Genomic DNA, 17,677 nt, shown 5'->3' with positions numbered 1-17,677 from the left:
TTAAAATGGCTCTGATTTTGGAAAACGACAAAACTTTGGGTAAAAATGTTCCTCTCATGCTGCGCTCCCGGATGCAGGAGTGTCCGGACGTGGTTCTTCAATATGTGAAAAACGACGACAAAAAATATGATACGTATACGTACCGCCGCGTTTATACTCGCGTAGTTGAGTTGGCGGCCGTGCTTAAGAAATTCGGCATAAAGAGGGGCGACAGGGTGGGACTTATTTCGGACAATCGCCGCGAATGGCTGGTTACCGATTTGGCCCTTCTTTCGCTGGGAGCGGCCGACGTCCCCCGCGGATGCGACTCTATGGGATCCGAAATCCGTTTTATTTTAAGTTACGTGGAATGCGCCGTTTGCTTTTTTGAAAACGCCCGCCAGCTTCAAAAAGTTCTTGAAAAGATCGAAGAAGTTCCCTTGTTAAAAGACGCCGTCTTATTTGATTCCGCCGACGCCGAAATAAAGTCTTTGGCGGAAGAAAAGGGCATACGAGTACACAAATTCATCGATCTTGAGGACGAAGGCCGTAAAAGCACTGAAGACGAACGAAAAAGCGTTGAAGAAGAGATGGATAAAACATCCCCCGATGAAATTGCGACGATCATCTTTACGTCCGGCACTACGGGAAATCCCAAAGGCGTCATGCTGTCGCATGACAGCTATATAGCCCAGTGCGAAGTTATACACGAAGCCTTGCCTTTTCTAAAGCAGGGCGATATTTGGCTTTCCATCCTGCCCGTATGGCATTCGTTTGAAAGAGCCGTTAATTATCTTATCATCGCTTTAAAAAACGGAATGATTTATTCCCGCCCGGCTGCGTCCGTAATGCTTGCCGACATGGAAGCGCTGCATCCTAACACGATGTGCGGCGTTCCCCGCTTGTGGGAATCGGTCGCACAGGGATTTTTCAGCGCCATGAAAAAGAAGGGCGGAATAACGCTCGCTCTTTTTGACACCGCCGTTTCAGTCGGTAAAGTTTACAACTGGGCGAAGGATCGCGTGTTCGGACTTATATGCCGCTACCGAAAAACTATGCGATTGGTCGATACTGTTGTCTGCATAGTTCCGTTTTTATTGCTTGCGCCTATTAACGCCTTATTCGATCTTATAATTTTTAAAAAGATCAGAGCGAAATTCGGCGGAAATATGCATTATGCGATATCCGGCGGCGGAAGCCTTCAGCCGGACACCGACGCTTTTTATCACGCGATAAATTTTAAATTGCTTGAAGGCTACGGAATTACCGAAGCGGGTCCCATCCTTTCGGTAAGGAGACCGTACAAACCTCGTTCCGGCTGCGTAGGACAGGTATATGCTTCCGCTCAGGTAAAGATCGTCGCTATGGAAGATGGCAAAATACTTTCTCAAGAACCTCTGCCGCCGGGTAAAACAGGGCTTGTGCTTGCGAAAGGCAGGCAAATAATGAAAGGCTATTACAAAAATCCTGAGCTTACGGAAAAGACAATCGACAAAGACGGATGGCTTAACACCGGCGACATAGGAATGATGACCTATGACAATGAAATAAAAATAATAGGGCGGGCTAAGGATACGATAGTATTATTGGGCGGAGAAAACATCGAACCTTTGCCGATCGAACAAGCCGCGTGCACTTCGAGTTATATTGAAACGGTCGTGCTTGAAGGACAGGATCAAAAATACATTGCAGCGCTGGTCGTCCCTTCAAAAGACGCCGTTATTGCGTACGCCGAAGAAAACCGTATTGTGTTTGAAACATATGAAGCTCTGCTTGAATCAAACGAAATTCAATCGCTTATAAGAGGCGAGCTTGACAAACGTATTTGTGCGGAAGAAGGTTTCAGACCCTGTGAATACATATATAAATTTGTGCTTTTGCCGGAAAGCTTTGAGCAAGGCAAGGAAATAAACGCAAAGATGGAGGTCATGCGCCACAAGGTCGTAAAGATCTACGAAAAGCAGATAAAGTCGCTGTTTTCAAAGTAAGTTTTAAATGGCGTTTGCCAGAGGAGCGTAAACTCTGTCTATGATACGCGCTATGCATATAGTGCGGACGGAAACAGAGCTGCCAAATGGACTCTTTCTAACTCAAGTGAGACATTATACTTTAACACAATGTGGACATGGCATACTGATACGGGACTTCCTGAAGGGCAGTATTCAAAACACATATACTTAGGTGAGACAAGGATCGTAACCAAGCAGACAAGTAAACTTGATATAAGCTATGGGCAAAGCGATGAATATCACCACAGGTACTACTACCATCCTGATCACTTAGGTTCTGCACAGCTTGTAACAGACTATGAAGGAAACGAGTACCAACGTATTGAATACACGCCGTATGGAGAGCTGTGAGTAGAAAAGAAGTCAGAAAATGGAGTGGAGCTCAGATCGAAGCCTTTTTCTACGAGTTTTGCATTGCAAAACTCGGGAAGCAACCGTAAGGTTGCGGCGTTCACAGCTAAAGAACAAGATGAAGCACGCACGATAGCCGGCGTCTCGTGCGTGGGCTTGTATTACTACGGAGCACGCTACTTGGATGCGAAGTACTCAAGGTGGCTGTCAACGGATCCGGCGGTCGGGGAGTATGTTCCGGTGGCAGGGGCAGATCACTCCAAATTACCTGGGGGAGGAATATATAATACTTTATCTTCACATCTATATAATTACGCAAATAATAATCCGGTAAAATATGAAGACCCTGACGGTCGTATGCCACAAGCAGTAGTCGGTGCTATTGTAGGTGGTATTACCGGTACTGCTACCAATTTTGTGGTACAAACTGCGTCTAATATGACCAGCGGACAAAATTTTACAGATGCCGTTAAAAATGTTGATGTAAAATCTGTAGGTGCTGCATTTTTAGGTGGAGCCGTCACTGGTGCCATAACAGGCGGTGTAAGTTCAATAAAAGCTATAGGAGATGCTGTAAAAGTTTATAAAGCGGCAAATATGATTTTGAATGCATCAGCTAATATGGCAGGTGCCGCTGTTGGCACAGTCGCAGATAATGCAATACATGGTAATGAATTGACCGAAAATGTAGGCGTTAATACTGCTATTGCAGGTGTTGCAGGCATTATAACAGGAGCAACAGCAAATACTGGAGCAAAAGGAACATATAAGAATTCTTTAACTGGTGAGTCAGTCTCGAAGATTATGTATATGTCAAAAAATGGATTAACGGATACTGCCAAAAATGAAGCGACAAAAGATGTATTTATTGGATTATGGCAGGAAATATTATCACATTTAGTGATGCAAAACGAAGATGGAAATAATGATTAAAATTATAAAAGAAATAGGGTTCTACTTGTTAATTCTTGGTTATGGAATTTTTATTTTATATGTGACAAAAAAGTATGAATTTATTTTTGATTTATATAATATTATTTTACAGATAGTAAAAAATATTCAGCTTTCAAGATTTGTATTGTTTTTATTTATTTTAGCATTACCAGAGGGTTTATTAATATGGATATACAGAAAGGTGTTTAATTGTTAATCAATAAAGCAATTAATAATATTCAAATTAAGGTTACTAAAGGAGAGCAGGACGAAGCACGCACGATAGCCGGCGTCTCGCGCGTGGGCTTGTATTACTATGGGGCTAGGTACTTAGATGCGAAATACTCCCGCTGGTTATCCACGGATCCTGCGGTAGGAGAGTATATACCGCAGGCGCCTGTGAACGATGAGGCAAAGAAGCACAACCAGAGCCTACCGGGACAAGGCGGGATATTCAACATCGTAAACTTGCAGCTATATCATTATGCAGGAAATAATCCGGTGAAATATACCGATCCGGATGGAAGATTTGTAAATGTTCCTATTGGTGCTGCAGTCGGTTTCGTATCTTCAGCAGCAACAGAGATTGGTGGAAGAATGATTAATGGTCAAAGTTTTGGAGATGCTGTAAAAAATACCTTTACAGATAAAACTTCTTTGGCAATTATTGGAACATCAACATTGATTGGTGCTGCTACATCTGGTGTATCAGGTTTGGCCGTAAATGCTACTACAAAAGCTGTAACTACGGCAGCGTCAGCTGGATTGAAAACCGGAGCTCAAGCTATAGGTGAAATTGCAGTAAAGACGGTGGCAATTAATACCGTGGCAGGTGCGGTTGATGCTGGTGCTAAAGATATTGTGACTCATGCAATAAAAGGGGAATCAGAATCTTTTGGAGAAATAGCTTCTACTATGGGAAAAGGTGTTTTATCTGCAGCTTTATTTAGTGGCGTAACACAAGGTGTGATTGCTGCAGGAACAACAACTTCTGGACAGATTGGTAATGTCCTCACCGGCACTATGAAAGAGTTTAATATCAATCAACCAAAATGGGCAGGCGCAACTGGTGTTGTTGGAGAAAGTGTTGTTCCAACTATAATTGATATAAAAAATAGTATTGCAGGAGACAACTAACATGAAAAGGATATCTTCTGCATTAATATACTTATTTCTTGTTTTGATATCAGCAGGACTATCTATTTTAATAAGCATAAAACTTACAAAGTTTTTTTCTATTGGAAAAAAAGTAAGTGATAATATATTAGTAATTCTCTTTTTTGTAATTTATGCATTGTTATTATTTATTTGGATAAAAATAGATAAGAATTGGAATCGTTAAATATGATCTTTTTATTAAACGAATTGAAAAATTGTTAATTCTAAACTCCGTAGTTTTTGAAGAAACTACGGTGTCACTGACGCAGTCTCCCGAATAAAGGCTTTCACCGGATAAATAATCTAAAGTTCCGGTGGAAAACTTTTTCATAACAAAAGTATCTATTGCAAAATGAAAGACACATGCCCATTGCGCTGCCGTCTGTGGACATTACATTTTCCTTACTCTTGCCAAACAAGTTCCAGTAGAGGTGTGAAATAATTCCATAACAACAGGGAAGAAAGTGTTTTTACAATTCACCATTGATGAATTATAATAAAGCAGTTTGAAAGAAATTTTCTGCAAGATATTCCCATGAAATATTTTGCAGTTTCGTTCTTTGACAATTCGGCAGCGGCTCAAAATCATGGCGTTTGAGCTGTAGAAAAAACATATTCGCCAAGAGTGTACTTTTTCTACAGAAGCTGCAAGATATTTTTAGAAAATTTTAATATATTAGTTTTACCTAGCCCATTCAATTTTACGAAGATGAACATAAAAGAATGCGTACAAAACATGCTTTGTTAATATTGTTTGTTTAAGATTTTTCAGGGACGTAAAAAGCTGTGTCTGAACGACAAGTGGAAAAGAACGGAATTCTTTTGTAATATTGTCCTGCGAGAGCGATTTTGTATTTACTTCGTGATTACGAACATTTTAAGAAAATATTATTGATTATAAAACAGATTTGTGATACAATGTAATACAAAAAAGGAAGCTAAATATGACTAATACTGCAACAGTAAATTTTAGGGTAAATCCCGTATGTAAATCACGAATAGAAAAACTTGCAAAACTTACAAAACGACCTGCCTCATTTTTCTATAACTATCTGCTTAATGAGTATCTGGATGATCTGGAGGATATATTTCTTGCAGAAGAAATTGTAAAAAACGTAAGAAGCGGAAAGGAAGCCGTATATTCACTCTCTGAAGTAGAAAGTGAGCTTGGGATATGAGAGTAGAATTCTCTGAAACTGCGTTTAAAACATTAAAGAAACTGGATGGCAGCATTCAAAAGCAGATACTAAAATATATCCATGAGCTTAAAGGCCTTAAGGATCCAAGAACAAGGGGAAAAAGGCTTAAAAGTAATCTTGCAGGTTTGTGGCGTTACCGCATAGGAGACTACAGAATGATTTGCGAAATAAAAGATGATAAGCTTTTGATAACTGTTGTAAGAATAGGGCATCGTCGAGAAGTATATGATGAATAAATAACAATTGGGATAATTGATCCAAACCAGTTTTGAAATTCGGAATGGAACGGTAGGATAAAAATTCTTTACCTGCAGCTTGCAGTATTCAAAGCACATATATCTAGGTGAGACAAGGATCGTAACCAAGCAGACAAGTAAACTTGATATAAGCTATGGGCAAAGCGATGAATATCATCACAGGTACTACTATCATCCTGACCACCTAGGCTCGGCACAACTAATTACCGACTATGAAGGAAACGAATACCAACGTATTGAATACACGCCGTATGGAGAGCTGTGGGTAGAGAAGAAGTCAGAAAATGAAATGGAGCTCAGATCGAAGCCTCTTTTCTACGAGTTTTGCAGCGCAAAACTCGGGAAGCAACCGTAAGGTTGCGGCGTTCACAGCAAAAGAGCAGGATGAAGAGACAGGACTATACTATTACGGTGCAAGGTACTTGGATGCGAAGTACTCCCGCTGTTTATCCACGGATCCTGCGGTAGGGGAGTACATTCCGCAAGCGCCTGTGAACGATGAGGCGAAGAGATACAATCAAAGCCTACCGGGACAAGGAGGCATATTCAACATCGTTAACTTACAGCTATATCACTATGCAGGAAATAATCCTGTGAAATATATAGATCCGGATGGAAAAAGTGAACGTGATTACAGAGTTGTTGAATGTGTTATGACCATGCAAGGGATAGCGCAAGGAATATCTATAGGCGGATTGTCAGGAGGTATAGTAGGTGCCTTGATGGGCTATGTAGCAGCAAAAGATTTACAAAACTATAATGGTCCTTTAAGAGATATGGAAAATGAGAAAGCGTTGAAAGAAGCTTTTGGGGATGAAGGGGGTCGCAATCCTGCAGATTTGAAAACATTTAAAATAGATAAAGCCGACGATTTCCATCAAGTTGAAGGTATAAGTATTACAAAATACAAAACAATTAAGGATGGTAAAGAGACGGGAGGTGAGATTATTTGGGATAATACAAACAACAAACCTGTTACAGATCCTAAAGCACGAGGAACATTTAATCGCGGAAGAAATAATAATCCAATTACACATGGAGAAGATGTTTTACTTTGGGGTTTATTAGGAACCGGTGAAGATGATCCTTCAAATATGGAAGATAGAGCAGGTCAACTAATAGACTCCGGTATAAAAAGGGTTGGTGCTTTTTTTAACGATCTTTTCAAAAAGAAAACCAATACGGAGGATTAAAAAAATGAAAAAGTGCTTTTATATTTTATTTCTCCCATTCTTATTGGCCTCATGTTTGGTTTACCCTGCAAAAACTAAAACGTATTTTCGTAATAATCATTCTGATTTTATGTATGGTGTTAAAATATACGCTAATGTTTTTGGCCACATTGGAAATGGAGGTGATGTACCTCCTTATAAACTAATACTAACTTGTGATATTAAGAATGCATTATGTAAAACCGTTACTTTTGAAGAAGTTATTGTCAATAAAAATACATTTGAGTATAGAAGCAATGAATTATTTTCAACTACAGATTCCGAAGGTGAACGATATGATTTGCCGAAAGAATTTAATTTGGATGATATGGAAGACGATGCACCGATATATATAAGTTTAAAAGTGAAGTTTGAATTATCCGATGGAAGTATCAAGGAAGAATGGTTGGGGTTTATATTATATCCTAAGTTTAAAACGCAATGGCTAAATTCTATGTTTTCGGTTTAAAAGAAAGGAGAATACTAAAGTGTCTCGTAAAATCTTGCCGCTAACATGGGAGAGTACCATTTCATTTTTTCACCTTTATCATGGAGCCATCATGCACCTCAGCGATTGGCAGGATATTTTGACGGATATGATGTAGCATCAGTTATGTTAGGGTTTAATATTAATGCTACAAAATTAGAAGGGCAAGACTTTACGGTAAGAATGTGGAAAGGTAATTATGGACTTGTAGGTGCAGGAGGAGAAATAGGCCTTTATAGTCCGAAAGGTTGTTCGCTAAACAGAAATGATTTAAAGAAACTGGGAATAGAGACATCCTCATTCAAACTTATTGACAATAAGAATGGTCAGATATTGTTAAATAATAAGGAAAAGAAGCCAAGTTTTTGGACAACAGGATTTACTCCAACAAATCATCGACATAAAGATGATCTTACAGCAGAATTTACTCTAAACTTTAAGGGTGAAGAAAGTGCTAAGAATTTTTTTGATCAAATAAAGGATGAAAAAGAAAATGCAGAAAAATATTATTGGAATGGAAAAGGGGCTGTCAGTATAAGTATTAATAGGAATTCGGTAAATTTCAGATATGGAACTAAACAAGAAGAATAGTATGAAAAAAGTAATTATAACAATTAGCTTACTTTTATTGACTGTTATTTTAGGAGCACAAGAAATGCCGCTGAGTAGCTATTATTTTTATGTAGCTGTCTATAGGGAAGATGTAAAATGGGTGCAAAAGCATCTTGAAGCAGGATATAATCCCAATAAATGTAGGGGAGAAGCTGGTTGGGTTGATAGTATTCCATTGAAAGTTTTGATTGAGGGGTTTACTAATAATTATTATAACAAGATTGAAGAAAAACCGCTGAATTATAGCGATTTAATAATTTTAAGATTGCTGGTTGAAAATGGAGCTCATGTAAATCAATTACCCTATATATGGGATAGAGTATATTCTTTTAATAATAAGAATCTAAAGAGCTGGGAGAGAGAAAGGGAGTTTCGAGGAGAGTCTTCTTCCGATATCAAATTCCAAAAAAATTGTTTTGTTGAAGATGCCAATAGACTTTTACAAGCTTACTTAGAGGCAGGGGCAGATCCGAATATGAAAGGACATCCTTTCCCATTTGGAAAAAGTAAGAAATTACTTTTTTTTACGGATAAAAAAGCATTTAAATATTTTAATAGTGCTGAGGCGACTACACCGTTGTATGAAGCTATAAAGAAAGGAATACAATGGGAAAGTCAAGTAGATTTATTACTGAAATACGGAGCAGCTGTAGACGAAAGCTGTCTTGAAGCGGCAAAATTGAGCGGGGAAGAAGCGATGGTTGAAAAAATACAAAAACTTTTTGATGGTGTGAAATAATTCTATAACAACCGAAAGTAAGAATTTTACAATTATGACTGGTGCATTATAATAAAACGGTTTGAAAGATTTTCTGCAAGATATCCCATGAAATATTTTGCAGTTTCGTTCTTTGACAATTCAGCAGCGGCTCAAAATCATGGTGTTTGAGCTGTAGAAAAAATGTATTCAATACGAGTACGCTTTTTCTACAGAAGCTGCAAAGTAGTTTCTCGCACATAAAAAATCTTCCTAAAATAATTTAAAGTACTTTAGAAACGTTTATATAAGCACGTGATGGATTGCAGCGATATGACCGTGTGTAAAGTGCCTGCGTTCAACGCTACACGGCCATACCATAGCACGAAGGCTGTTAAGATCTTGCAACTATGAAGAACGCCCGTAAACACAACTTTGTATCTGTTTTTTTCCCAAAAATGTAATATAATAAAGGTCGATTAGGAGGTCAATTATGTCCTACTCAAGTGTGGAAAAAGAGATTAAAACACTTCCCCGAGCAGCTTTAAGTGAGGTTATTGATTTTATTCGCTTGGTAAAACTGAAATTTCCGGAGGACGATACCGCTTCTACGCAAAAATCAATGTATGGAATTTGGAAAGATGATCATTTTTACATGTCTTCCGATTTTGATGAGCCGCTTGAAGACTTTGCGGAGTACATGTAATGAAATATCTGCTTGATACTCATACAATTCTTTGGTATTTATTCGGAGACTCCCGTTTGTCACAAAGCGCAAGAAGAATAATTGAGTCACATATTTGTTTTTACAGTTATGCTTCATTTTGGGAAATTTCTATAAAGCAAAGCAAAAAGAAACTTGAGATTGAGCACACCGTTTTTGAAATAGATGAAATGTGCAGAACGGCGGGATTTAGAAAACTTCCGATTACGCTTGACGATTTTAATAAAGTTAAAAATTTACCGTTTCAAGAAAATATAAAACACAATGACCCGTTTGACAGAATTCTAATTGCACAAGCAATCGAAAATGACTTAACTATTGTAACAACCGATGCAAACATTTCGCTTTATGATGTAAAAACTATTTGGTAGACCAACGGAAACCCCTGACAGGTACTTCAAGTTGGCGAAAATATGACTAAAAAGACAGTAAAAGGTCCTGAATCTTTTTTTTGAAGAGGTTTCTTCTCTAATGATATCGCCGATTTTCGGCAATTCAAATTTTTCATCCATAATAAACCTCTCTTAGTGATAATCCACAATCTTTACTTCATAAGCTTCGTTGCTCTGAAATTTAAACCGTATTCTCCATTGGTCATTTATTCGTATCGAACAATAATCTTTCAAATCACCGAGCAGATGTTCAAATTTATTCCCCGGAGGAATTTTCAAATCATCTTCACATTTCAAAGAAGATATAGTTTTTTTACTGTTAAAATCAGCCGAGATTTCCGAACTTCGGCATTAGCCTACAAAATAATTTAAAATAAAAACACAAGTTTTTTATTCCGAACAGGCAAGCCGCTCGAACGAAATTCCCGCCGAAAGCATAGCTTTATTAACCGATACTTTGTGCCGATATTTTTAAAGTGAAGATTTTTAAAATATCGGTATTTTTTTTGACGGCGCTTTATAACCTTCATTGTTTTGCAGCTGATCGGCAATCGGGGGAACGTTTTTCAGATACGGCGCATGCCGTGCAAAAAGAATTTACGCCCCAAATCCCCGCCTTGCTTTCCGGAATATGGGAAGGAAAAGACAGATTTGTTTATTTTGCCTCGATTGAAGACTCAAAAAATTCTTCTTATGCGGCCGTAATTCTGAAAACTCTTTACGGCTGGTATTACGACAGGGCTGCCGAGCCTGAAAAATTTTCGGAAAATAAACGCGATTTAAACAGCGTGACGGCTTTAGATGCAGAAAGCGTTTTGGCAGAGTTTTCGGACACTGGCCGTGCGGAAGCGGAATTTAGAACCGTTTCGGAAGATAAAAACAGCGGTGTCTGGGAAGTGCGCCTTACATACGCCGACAGAAGTTTTGCAGACGTTCCCGTAGCGGTGATCGACGGAAAATTGTATTTGAATTTTTGGATCCGAGATAAAAGCGTGAATTTATCCGAAGACAATTTATTTTACGGATATTGGAAAGGAGCGGGGAGGGCAAGCGGAATTACAGCTTCCGAGCCTTTTATTTCAAGAGAGCTCACGTCTTTTTACATCGTCGACGACTCCGTGTATCACATACGCTATTGGCAGACCGATATGGAATATTCTCCGCTGGCGGCAAGTTTTTCCGACGGAGAAAAGACATTTTATGTTGCAAAACACATCGCGTCCGCTTCAAAGATATACACGTGCGTTTCCGGCCGCAGCGTAAGAATCCGTAACGTTGAAAGATCTCCTTTCGACGTTTCATCTTATACGTTCGATTCTTCATATTCCATCTGCGCGCTGGGAGAACCCTACATGGCGCTCCGCAAAGGATCTTCCGAAGCCGTCTCGGAAATTGAAATGACCAACGCTTATGCGGAACTTGCCGTTTCCGCCAATTCCAGAAGAAAACCCGATCCTCCTCCATTATTTCCCCCTTCCGATTTAAATTGGCATTGGGACGATATTTTCCGGCTCGAAAAAGACAATCCACTTATAAAATCGTTTCGTGAACGCCAAAAGCGCTTTTTAACCGAGCGTCAAAAGTTGTTTTTGCGCGAGCGAACGTCGTCTAAAACCCCTGCGGCTGAAAATTCTGCCTCTGAAAATTCTGCGGTTACAATCCCTGCGTCCGAAAATCCTATAAATACTCCTATAGAATAATTTGTTTATTTGTGCGATAATAACTAATTATGACGGATTCCGGCAGGAAGTCGCCGTTCGGAATCTTTTAATTTTCAAGTCATAGTAAAGAGGAGCATTTTGTACAACCCTGTAAATCCTAAGGCAGATTTTCCCGCACAGGAAAACATCGTATTGAAATTCTGGAAAGACAAAGATATTTTTAAAAAATCAGTTTTGCAGCGCGAAGGCTCTGATGAGTTTGTGTTTTACGACGGTCCGCCGTTTGCTACGGGACTGCCGCATTTCGGTCATTTTATTCCTTCTACAATAAAGGATATAATACCACGCTATCAGACCATGAAAGGAAAAAAGGTCGAGCGCCGTTTCGGTTGGGACTGTCACGGCCTTCCCGTAGAAAATCTCATTGAAAAAGAGCTGGGGCTTAACAGTAAAACCGATATTGAAAAATACGGAATTGAAAAATTTAACGACGCTTGCCGCGCGAGCGTTCTACGCTATACTTCACAGTGGCGGCAGATAATAACCCGTATGGGGCGCTGGGTTGACTTCGATAACGATTATAAGACTATGGAAGCCGATTACATGGAATCCATATGGTGGGTAGTGAAAACACTTTGGGATAAAAAGATGATCTACGAAGGTCATTACATCCTTCCGTATTGCCCGCGCTGTTCTACGGTTCTGTCAAACCATGAACTGAGCCTCGGAGGATACAAGGACGTCTACGATCCCGCCGTAACGCTGCGTTTTAAAATTACCCGAGCGCCTGAAAGCATAAACGATTCTGAATTGACTAACGGACGTACGTATTTTCTTGCGTGGACTACTACGCCGTGGACATTGCCGTCGAACCTTGGACTTGCGGTGGGGCCTGATATTGATTACGTAAAAGTAAAAGACGGAGATGATTTTTATATTTTAGCCGAATCAAGGCTTTCCGCATATTACAAAAGCGAAAGCGAGTATAAGATTATAAGAAAATATAAGGGACTCGAACTTGCCGGCGCAAAATACGAGCCTCTTTTTCCGTACTTTTCGGAACTCACAAAGAACAAGGACGGTTCCGACGGGGCTTTCCGTGTTTTTACTGCGGATTTTGTTTCAACGGAAGACGGCACCGGTATTGTACACACAGCTCCCGGTTTCGGCGAAGAGGACAACAAGGTATTTAAAGGCACTGGAATACCTACTGTTTGCCCGATAGACGGAGAATGCAAGTTTACTTCCGAAGTACCCGACTATGAAGGCCGGTTTGTAAAAGACTGTGATAAAGACATAATCGAACGCTTAAAAAGAGAAAAAAAACTTGTAAAGCGCGATCAGATTCTTCACTCTTATCCGCATTGCTGGAGATGTTCTCATCCTCTCATTTATCGCGCGGTAGGTTCTTGGTTTGTAAAAGTTGAAGAAGAAAGAGAAAACCTTCTTAAAGCTAACAGCCGTATCAATTGGCAGCCCGCGCACATAAAGGAAGGACGCTTCGGCAAGTGGCTCGAGGGCGCCCGTGACTGGGCGGTAAGCCGTAACCGCTACTGGGGTAACCCCATACCGATTTGGAAGTGCGAAGAATGCGGCAAAACCCTCTGTGTGGGAAGCCGTGACGAGTTAAAAGAACTTTCCGGCGTTTATCCTGAAGATCTGCATAAACAATTTGTCGATAAAATCAATATCCCTTGCAGCTGCGGCAAGACGATGCGCCGCATTCCGGAAGTTCTTGACTGCTGGTTTGAATCGGGGGCGATGCCGTACGCTCAAAATCACTATCCGTTTGAAAATAAAGAATATTTCGAGCGGCATTTTCCCGCCGATTTTATTTCGGAAGGTTTGGATCAAACCCGCGGATGGTTCTATACCCTCACCGTGCTTGCGTCGAATCTTCTCGATCGTCCGGCATTTAAAAATTGCATAGTGAGCGGGCTCGTCCTCGCTTCGGATGGAAAGAAGATGTCAAAAAGTCTTCGCAATTATACCGACCCCGTAGAAGCTATAAATCAATTCGGCGCGGATGCGATTCGCCTTTTTTTAATGCACTCGGCCGTTGTAAAAGCCGATGATCTAAGATATTCGGACGACGGCGTACGCGACGTGCTTAAAAGCATAATAATTCCTCTTTGGAACAGCTACAGCTTTTTTGTAACTTATGCGAACATAGATAAGATTTTACCGACGGGGCGCGCTTTTGATCTTAAGCTGCCTGAAAATCCGCTCGACCGCTGGATGCTTTCCGTGACGCAGCAGCTCGTAAAAAAAGTTACGGACGCGCTGGATTCTTACGATCTTTCGGGCGCGATAGATCCTATAGTTCTGTTTATCGACCTTATGAATAACTGGTACATACGCCGTTCGCGCAGACGTTTTTGGAAGAGCGAAAACGACGCCGATAAATCCGAAGCGTATGAAACTCTTTACATAGCGTTAAAGACTTTTACGAAGGTTGCCTCTCCCGTAATTCCGTTTATCACGGAACAGATTTGGCAAAACCTTAAACTTGACGGAGATAAGGAATCGGTTCATCTTGAAGATTATCCGGAATACAACGGCGCATGGCGCGACGAAGCTCTGGAATTTAAAATGTCCACCGTTCAAAAAGCCGTTTCTATGGGACGGTCGTTAAGGAATGAATTCAACCTTAAAAACCGCCAGCCGCTTGCGAGCGTCGCCCTTATCACAAAGAACCCAGAAGAAAAGGCCGTGCTTTCAGAAATGGAAGATTCCATAAAAGAAGAGCTGAACGTTAAAAAGGTCGTGTTCCATGAACGTGAGGACGAGCTTGTAGAATACAAGGCCAAGGCTAACTTCCGCGTGCTCGGAAAAGAGCTGGGACCTCTTATGAAGCAGGCGTCGCAAAAAATCGAACAGCTCGGGCAGGACGCCGTTCAGTCCATAATGGAAGGCGCGAATTTGTCTATCGAAATAGAAGGAAAAATCGTTGAACTTACGGCGGAAAAAATCATCGTCGATCGCATCGAAAAAGAAGGAATGAAGGTCATAAACGACGGAACTCTCACCGTAGGGCTCGACGCTAAAATTTCCGACGAATTGCGTAAAGAAGGCTATGTGCGCGACTTGGTGCGCGGTATTCAGAATTTGCGAAAGGAATCGGGGCTTGAAGTTACCGATCGTATAATACTTTGTGTTTCCGGTTCCGAAGATCTGAAGGCCGCTTATGAAATGTTCGGCGGATTCATTGCCGGCGAGACGCTCGCCGTAAAAACCCTATGGAAGGATTCATTGGATTGGGTAGAAATTGAAGCCGACGATAAAATTTGGAGAGTTAGCCTTGAAAAAGCATGATTTACCTTTTGTAAAAAAACGTTACACCCTCTGTATTAACGCAGCCGTTTTATTTTTTATCTTTGTTTTTGTTTTTATAATGTCTTCGTGTAAATCGGTTGAAAAAGCCCTTCCCGCCGTAGACGCGCTTTCGGTTCTCGAAGAAGACAGCGCAGTCTATTTTAGAATACCGGTAGCGCAGCATTCGGATTTTGTAAAAAAAATGCTGTGCAGCGCGATCAGCGGGCTTACGGAAGAAAACGCTTCTTTGATCGTTCCGAAGATAGACAATATTTGTGCGGGCATAGGAAGTGCAAAAGACGCAGGACGCATACAATTTTCGGCGGACGGCTATATTCCTCCTTTGGCGATTAAAGCCGCCCTTACGTCTAAAAACGGTTGGAATATGAAAAAGTCGTCGGTAAACGCCTCTGTCGGAGGTATTCCGATTCCGTATATTTATTATTCCCGTGAAGACACTTCTTATTTGCTCGGACTCGCCTCTCTTAAAAACATCGTTCTTGCAAAGGATGTTGATCCTCTTTTTAAGAGGTATAACGCTCAGCTTAAATCCGTTTCCGAAAGCGGCTCGATCATGCGTCCGCAAGATACGTGGACTTCAAACACTTATGAATGGATGAGCGAAAAGACTTCCGATATCCGTTTTTGTGTTTTGCGGCCTCAGGCCTTTTTGGCCTCGCTTTTAGGAACCGATATGCGCTTCGCCATAGTCTGCGCGCGCGGGGCTTTGGCAAAAGGCGCCGACGGATCGTTTAAACTCACTCTTGAACTTGAATTTCCCAATTCTCTGGTTGCAAAGGCGGCTAGGGCTGCGCTGACTTTGGTGTTCGGAAAAAATATCGCTTTGGGCGAGTCCGCAACGGTGTTAAAACTTACGGATATGAGATTTACGCAAGAGCAAATTCTTGAAATTTTCGTACATAATATTTTGCCTTAAAAGGAGTTTTTCGTGGTTGATGACAGAGTTATTTTAAAAGCAGAAGACCTTGACGGATATCTTACAAGACAGGATAAACTTAATCTCAATCGGCTTGAAGAGATGTACAGCGAGACCATGCGGTTTTTTCAGCCAGAAAATAAAGAAAAAATAATTTCCCAATACGATAAGATGGGACATGCGATGCAGGAAATTTGCGCCGCACATCCGGACATACAGGTTTATTCGTTTGTGACTGAAGAAGGGGCTCATGCCGAAGCTTCTCGGGTCATTTCAAAACTGCGGGACGTCAATACGAATCATCAGGAATTTATGTATTACAGTCAGCGTGCGTATGAAATGCTTTTTAGAATGGCCTATACCGACCAGCACAGCGATAAAAAAAATTATATAACGGTGAAAACTCCCGTAACTTCGCCGGTGCAGAATTTCGCCGTACATAAAATACCGAACATCGATGCAAAAATAGAAAATTCCGTAATGTGCGTAATGCTTCGAGGAGCCTTGCTGCCCAGCATGATCATGTCAAAGGAAATAGAAGAGTATTCGTCTCATAACTATGTTACTCCTTTTGCGCTTTTTAAGATTAACAGGGACGACACAAAGACGGAATCCAATATGGAATATGTTCTCAATTTAAAAAATTCTTTTTTTAATCTTGAAGAACTTGACGGCAAGGATCTCATATTTGCCGATCCCATGAACGCCACAGGCGGTTCCTTGGTTACCGTAATAAGATACTTGCAGTCGCAGGGCGTAAAACCTAAGTCCATAAAATTCTTTAACGTGATATCCGCATTAAAGGGAAGCATCCGCGTTACGCGCGCACTTGAAAACTGCACGTGCTATACCCTGTGGCTTGATCCGGTCTTGAACGTAAAAGCTTATATTATGCCCGGTTTGGGCGATGCCGGCGACCGCCTTAACGGGTGCGACAACTATGATTCTCCGCGCAATATTATCCAGCTAATTGCGGATTACGGAAGCAATATTTCAGGCTTGTACCGCTCACAGCTGTTTAAGATCGAACAGACTGTGCTGGGAAAGTGATGGTTTCCCGACTCTTTCGTTGTTCAGCGCGGCGAGCATCTGGCGGCGCGACGCTTCGATTGTTGCGCTTACAAAATTCGGCATACATGCTTTTGCTTTTATCTGCGGCGTCGTTTTTTTGCTGTTCCTGCCGTTCCGGAGAAGTTTTAGACATTCCCGTCCCGAACGAACAAAAAGTCTTAAAGGATAACATAGCTTCAGAATATTATTCCATTGCGGAAGCGTACTTCGATTTAAAAAATTATACGAAGGCCGAAACTTATTATAAGCTTGCCATGAGAGAAAAAAGCTTAAGGAGCGCATCCTATTATCAGCTGGGACGCGTGTACGCGCTTTCAAAAAGATGGGACGAAGCGAAAAAAGTTTTTACCGATTTGATAAAAAAAGATCCTGAAAACCTTTCTTTTGCGGAATCCTTGGCTTACATCACAGCGATGAGCGGCAAAACGGCTTCGGCTCTTGAAATGTATTTAGACTTGACAAAAAAAAATCCCGATAATTCCGAGATTCTTTGCAATTATATTTCCCTGCTTATCCATACTGAAAAGACCGAACTCGCGGAAAAAGAGCTGCTTAATCTCAAAAATAAATTTCCGGACAACGCGAACATAGAAAATTTTCAAAAAAGAATAGCCGAAGGATCCGAGAAAGCGGAAGAGGCCCAAGAAAAAGAAAAAGCGGGGGAAACAGCTTCGAGCGAATAAG

The 17,677-nt window shown here is 40.8% G+C and carries 16 protein-coding genes and 2 pseudogenes; 17 read left to right on the top strand and 1 reads right to left on the bottom strand.

Going from position 1 to position 17,677, the window contains the following annotated elements:
- Window positions 1-5 precede the first annotated feature (5 nt).
- The 12 genes and pseudogenes from HRQ91_RS06515 (at window position 6) to HRQ91_RS06460 (ending at window position 9,988) form a co-directional block, all read left to right on the top strand.
- On the top strand, window positions 6-1,967 hold the full coding sequence (locus tag HRQ91_RS06515; RefSeq protein ID WP_210118820.1) for an AMP-dependent synthetase/ligase: 1,962 nt from the start codon (window positions 6-8) through the stop codon (window positions 1,965-1,967).
- 129 nt (window positions 1,968-2,096) lie between these two features.
- Entirely contained in the window at window positions 2,097-2,339 is a 243-nt protein-coding gene (locus tag HRQ91_RS06510; RefSeq protein WP_210118819.1) for a hypothetical protein, read from the top strand.
- A gap of 24 nt (window positions 2,340-2,363) precedes the next feature.
- Window positions 2,364-3,272 (top strand): RHS repeat-associated core domain-containing protein, encoded by a 909-nt coding sequence (locus tag HRQ91_RS06505; protein ID WP_338064296.1) that lies wholly within the window; start codon window positions 2,364-2,366, stop codon window positions 3,270-3,272.
- A gap of 300 nt (window positions 3,273-3,572) precedes the next feature.
- Window positions 3,573-3,800 (top strand): annotated as a pseudogene (locus tag HRQ91_RS11845) (RHS repeat-associated core domain-containing protein); the annotation flags it as partial.
- A 1,574-nt stretch (window positions 3,801-5,374) separates the two neighbouring features.
- On the top strand, window positions 5,375-5,608 hold the full coding sequence (gene relB / locus HRQ91_RS06495) for a type II toxin-antitoxin system RelB family antitoxin (RefSeq protein ID WP_210116961.1): 234 nt from the start codon (window positions 5,375-5,377) through the stop codon (window positions 5,606-5,608).
- Window positions 5,605-5,865 carry a type II toxin-antitoxin system RelE family toxin gene (locus HRQ91_RS06490; RefSeq protein ID WP_210118817.1) on the top strand — a complete coding sequence of 87 codons (261 nt, stop codon included), beginning with the start codon at window positions 5,605-5,607 and terminating at the stop codon, window positions 5,863-5,865. The genes relB and HRQ91_RS06490 overlap by 4 nt, the downstream gene beginning before the upstream one ends.
- Window positions 5,866-5,944: 79 nt before the next feature.
- Window positions 5,945-6,509: pseudogene (locus HRQ91_RS11840) on the top strand (RHS repeat domain-containing protein); the annotation flags it as partial.
- 574 nt (window positions 6,510-7,083) lie between these two features.
- Window positions 7,084-7,566 carry a hypothetical protein gene (locus tag HRQ91_RS06480; RefSeq protein WP_210118816.1) on the top strand — a complete coding sequence of 161 codons (483 nt, stop codon included), beginning with the start codon at window positions 7,084-7,086 and terminating at the stop codon, window positions 7,564-7,566.
- 45 nt (window positions 7,567-7,611) lie between these two features.
- On the top strand, window positions 7,612-8,175 hold the full coding sequence (locus HRQ91_RS06475) for a DUF4474 domain-containing protein (RefSeq protein ID WP_210118815.1): 564 nt from the start codon (window positions 7,612-7,614) through the stop codon (window positions 8,173-8,175).
- 1 nt (window position 8,176) lies between these two features.
- Complete coding sequence (locus tag HRQ91_RS06470) at window positions 8,177-8,935, top strand: hypothetical protein (RefSeq protein ID WP_210118814.1); 759 nt, start codon at window positions 8,177-8,179, stop codon at window positions 8,933-8,935.
- A gap of 451 nt (window positions 8,936-9,386) precedes the next feature.
- The gene (locus HRQ91_RS06465) at window positions 9,387-9,599 is read left to right on the top strand and encodes a DUF2281 domain-containing protein (protein ID WP_210118509.1); all 213 of its coding nucleotides are present in this window, start codon (window positions 9,387-9,389) and stop codon (window positions 9,597-9,599) included.
- Window positions 9,599-9,988, top strand: a complete 390-nt coding sequence (locus tag HRQ91_RS06460; protein WP_210118813.1) for a type II toxin-antitoxin system VapC family toxin — start codon at window positions 9,599-9,601, stop codon at window positions 9,986-9,988. The genes HRQ91_RS06465 and HRQ91_RS06460 overlap by 1 nt, the downstream gene beginning before the upstream one ends.
- A 153-nt stretch (window positions 9,989-10,141) precedes the next feature.
- Here HRQ91_RS06460 and HRQ91_RS06455 read toward each other — a convergent pair whose 3' ends face one another.
- Window positions 10,142-10,306, bottom strand: a complete 165-nt coding sequence (locus HRQ91_RS06455; RefSeq protein WP_246473171.1) for a type II toxin-antitoxin system RelE/ParE family toxin — start codon at window positions 10,304-10,306, stop codon at window positions 10,142-10,144.
- Between the two features lie 179 nt (window positions 10,307-10,485).
- On the opposite strand from HRQ91_RS06455, the gene HRQ91_RS06450 reads away from it, so the two are divergent.
- The 5 genes from HRQ91_RS06450 to HRQ91_RS06430 all read left to right on the top strand — a co-directional run bounded on the left by HRQ91_RS06450 (window position 10,486) and on the right by HRQ91_RS06430 (window position 17,676).
- On the top strand, window positions 10,486-11,709 hold the full coding sequence (locus HRQ91_RS06450; protein WP_210118812.1) for a hypothetical protein: 1,224 nt from the start codon (window positions 10,486-10,488) through the stop codon (window positions 11,707-11,709).
- Between the two features lie 99 nt (window positions 11,710-11,808).
- A complete protein-coding gene (gene ileS, locus HRQ91_RS06445) occupies window positions 11,809-14,985 on the top strand; it encodes an isoleucine--tRNA ligase (protein WP_210118811.1) in 3,177 nt (1,058 codons plus the stop codon).
- The gene (locus HRQ91_RS06440; protein ID WP_210118810.1) at window positions 14,972-15,922 is read left to right on the top strand and encodes a hypothetical protein; all 951 of its coding nucleotides are present in this window, start codon (window positions 14,972-14,974) and stop codon (window positions 15,920-15,922) included. Before ileS ends, HRQ91_RS06440 begins: the two co-directional genes overlap by 14 nt.
- A 12-nt stretch (window positions 15,923-15,934) precedes the next feature.
- Complete coding sequence (locus HRQ91_RS06435; RefSeq protein WP_210118809.1) at window positions 15,935-16,972, top strand: uracil phosphoribosyltransferase; 1,038 nt, start codon at window positions 15,935-15,937, stop codon at window positions 16,970-16,972.
- A gap of 86 nt (window positions 16,973-17,058) precedes the next feature.
- Window positions 17,059-17,676, top strand: coding sequence for a tetratricopeptide repeat protein (locus HRQ91_RS06430; protein WP_210118808.1), 618 nt, complete (start codon window positions 17,059-17,061; stop codon window positions 17,674-17,676).
- Window position 17,677: the final 1 nt, after the last annotated feature.

Source organism: Treponema parvum (assembly GCF_017893965.1).
GTDB classification, from domain to species: Bacteria; Spirochaetota; Spirochaetia; order Treponematales; family Treponemataceae; genus Treponema_D; species Treponema_D parvum.
The sequence above is the reverse complement of the archived record's forward strand: the minus strand, read 5'-3'. Positions and strand labels throughout refer to the sequence as shown.

Bases quoted from the DNA above. Each gene is read 5' to 3' on its own strand.
- HRQ91_RS06515 (WP_210118820.1), top strand. From the start codon at position 6: ATGGCTCTGATTTTGGAAAACGACAAAACTTTGGGTAAAAATGTTCCT.
- HRQ91_RS06510 (WP_210118819.1), top strand. From the start codon at position 2,097: ATGTGGACATGGCATACTGATACGGGACTTCCTGAAGGGCAGTATTCA.
- relB (WP_210116961.1), top strand. From the start codon at position 5,375: ATGACTAATACTGCAACAGTAAATTTTAGGGTAAATCCCGTATGTAAA.
- HRQ91_RS06490 (WP_210118817.1), top strand. From the start codon at position 5,605: ATGAGAGTAGAATTCTCTGAAACTGCGTTTAAAACATTAAAGAAACTG.
- HRQ91_RS06480 (WP_210118816.1), top strand. From the start codon at position 7,084: ATGAAAAAGTGCTTTTATATTTTATTTCTCCCATTCTTATTGGCCTCA.
- HRQ91_RS06475 (WP_210118815.1), top strand. From the start codon at position 7,612: ATGGGAGAGTACCATTTCATTTTTTCACCTTTATCATGGAGCCATCAT.
- HRQ91_RS06470 (WP_210118814.1), top strand. From the start codon at position 8,177: ATGAAAAAAGTAATTATAACAATTAGCTTACTTTTATTGACTGTTATT.
- HRQ91_RS06465 (WP_210118509.1), top strand. From the start codon at position 9,387: ATGTCCTACTCAAGTGTGGAAAAAGAGATTAAAACACTTCCCCGAGCA.
- HRQ91_RS06460 (WP_210118813.1), top strand. From the start codon at position 9,599: ATGAAATATCTGCTTGATACTCATACAATTCTTTGGTATTTATTCGGA.
- HRQ91_RS06430 (WP_210118808.1), top strand. From the start codon at position 17,059: ATGCTTTTGCTTTTATCTGCGGCGTCGTTTTTTTGCTGTTCCTGCCGT.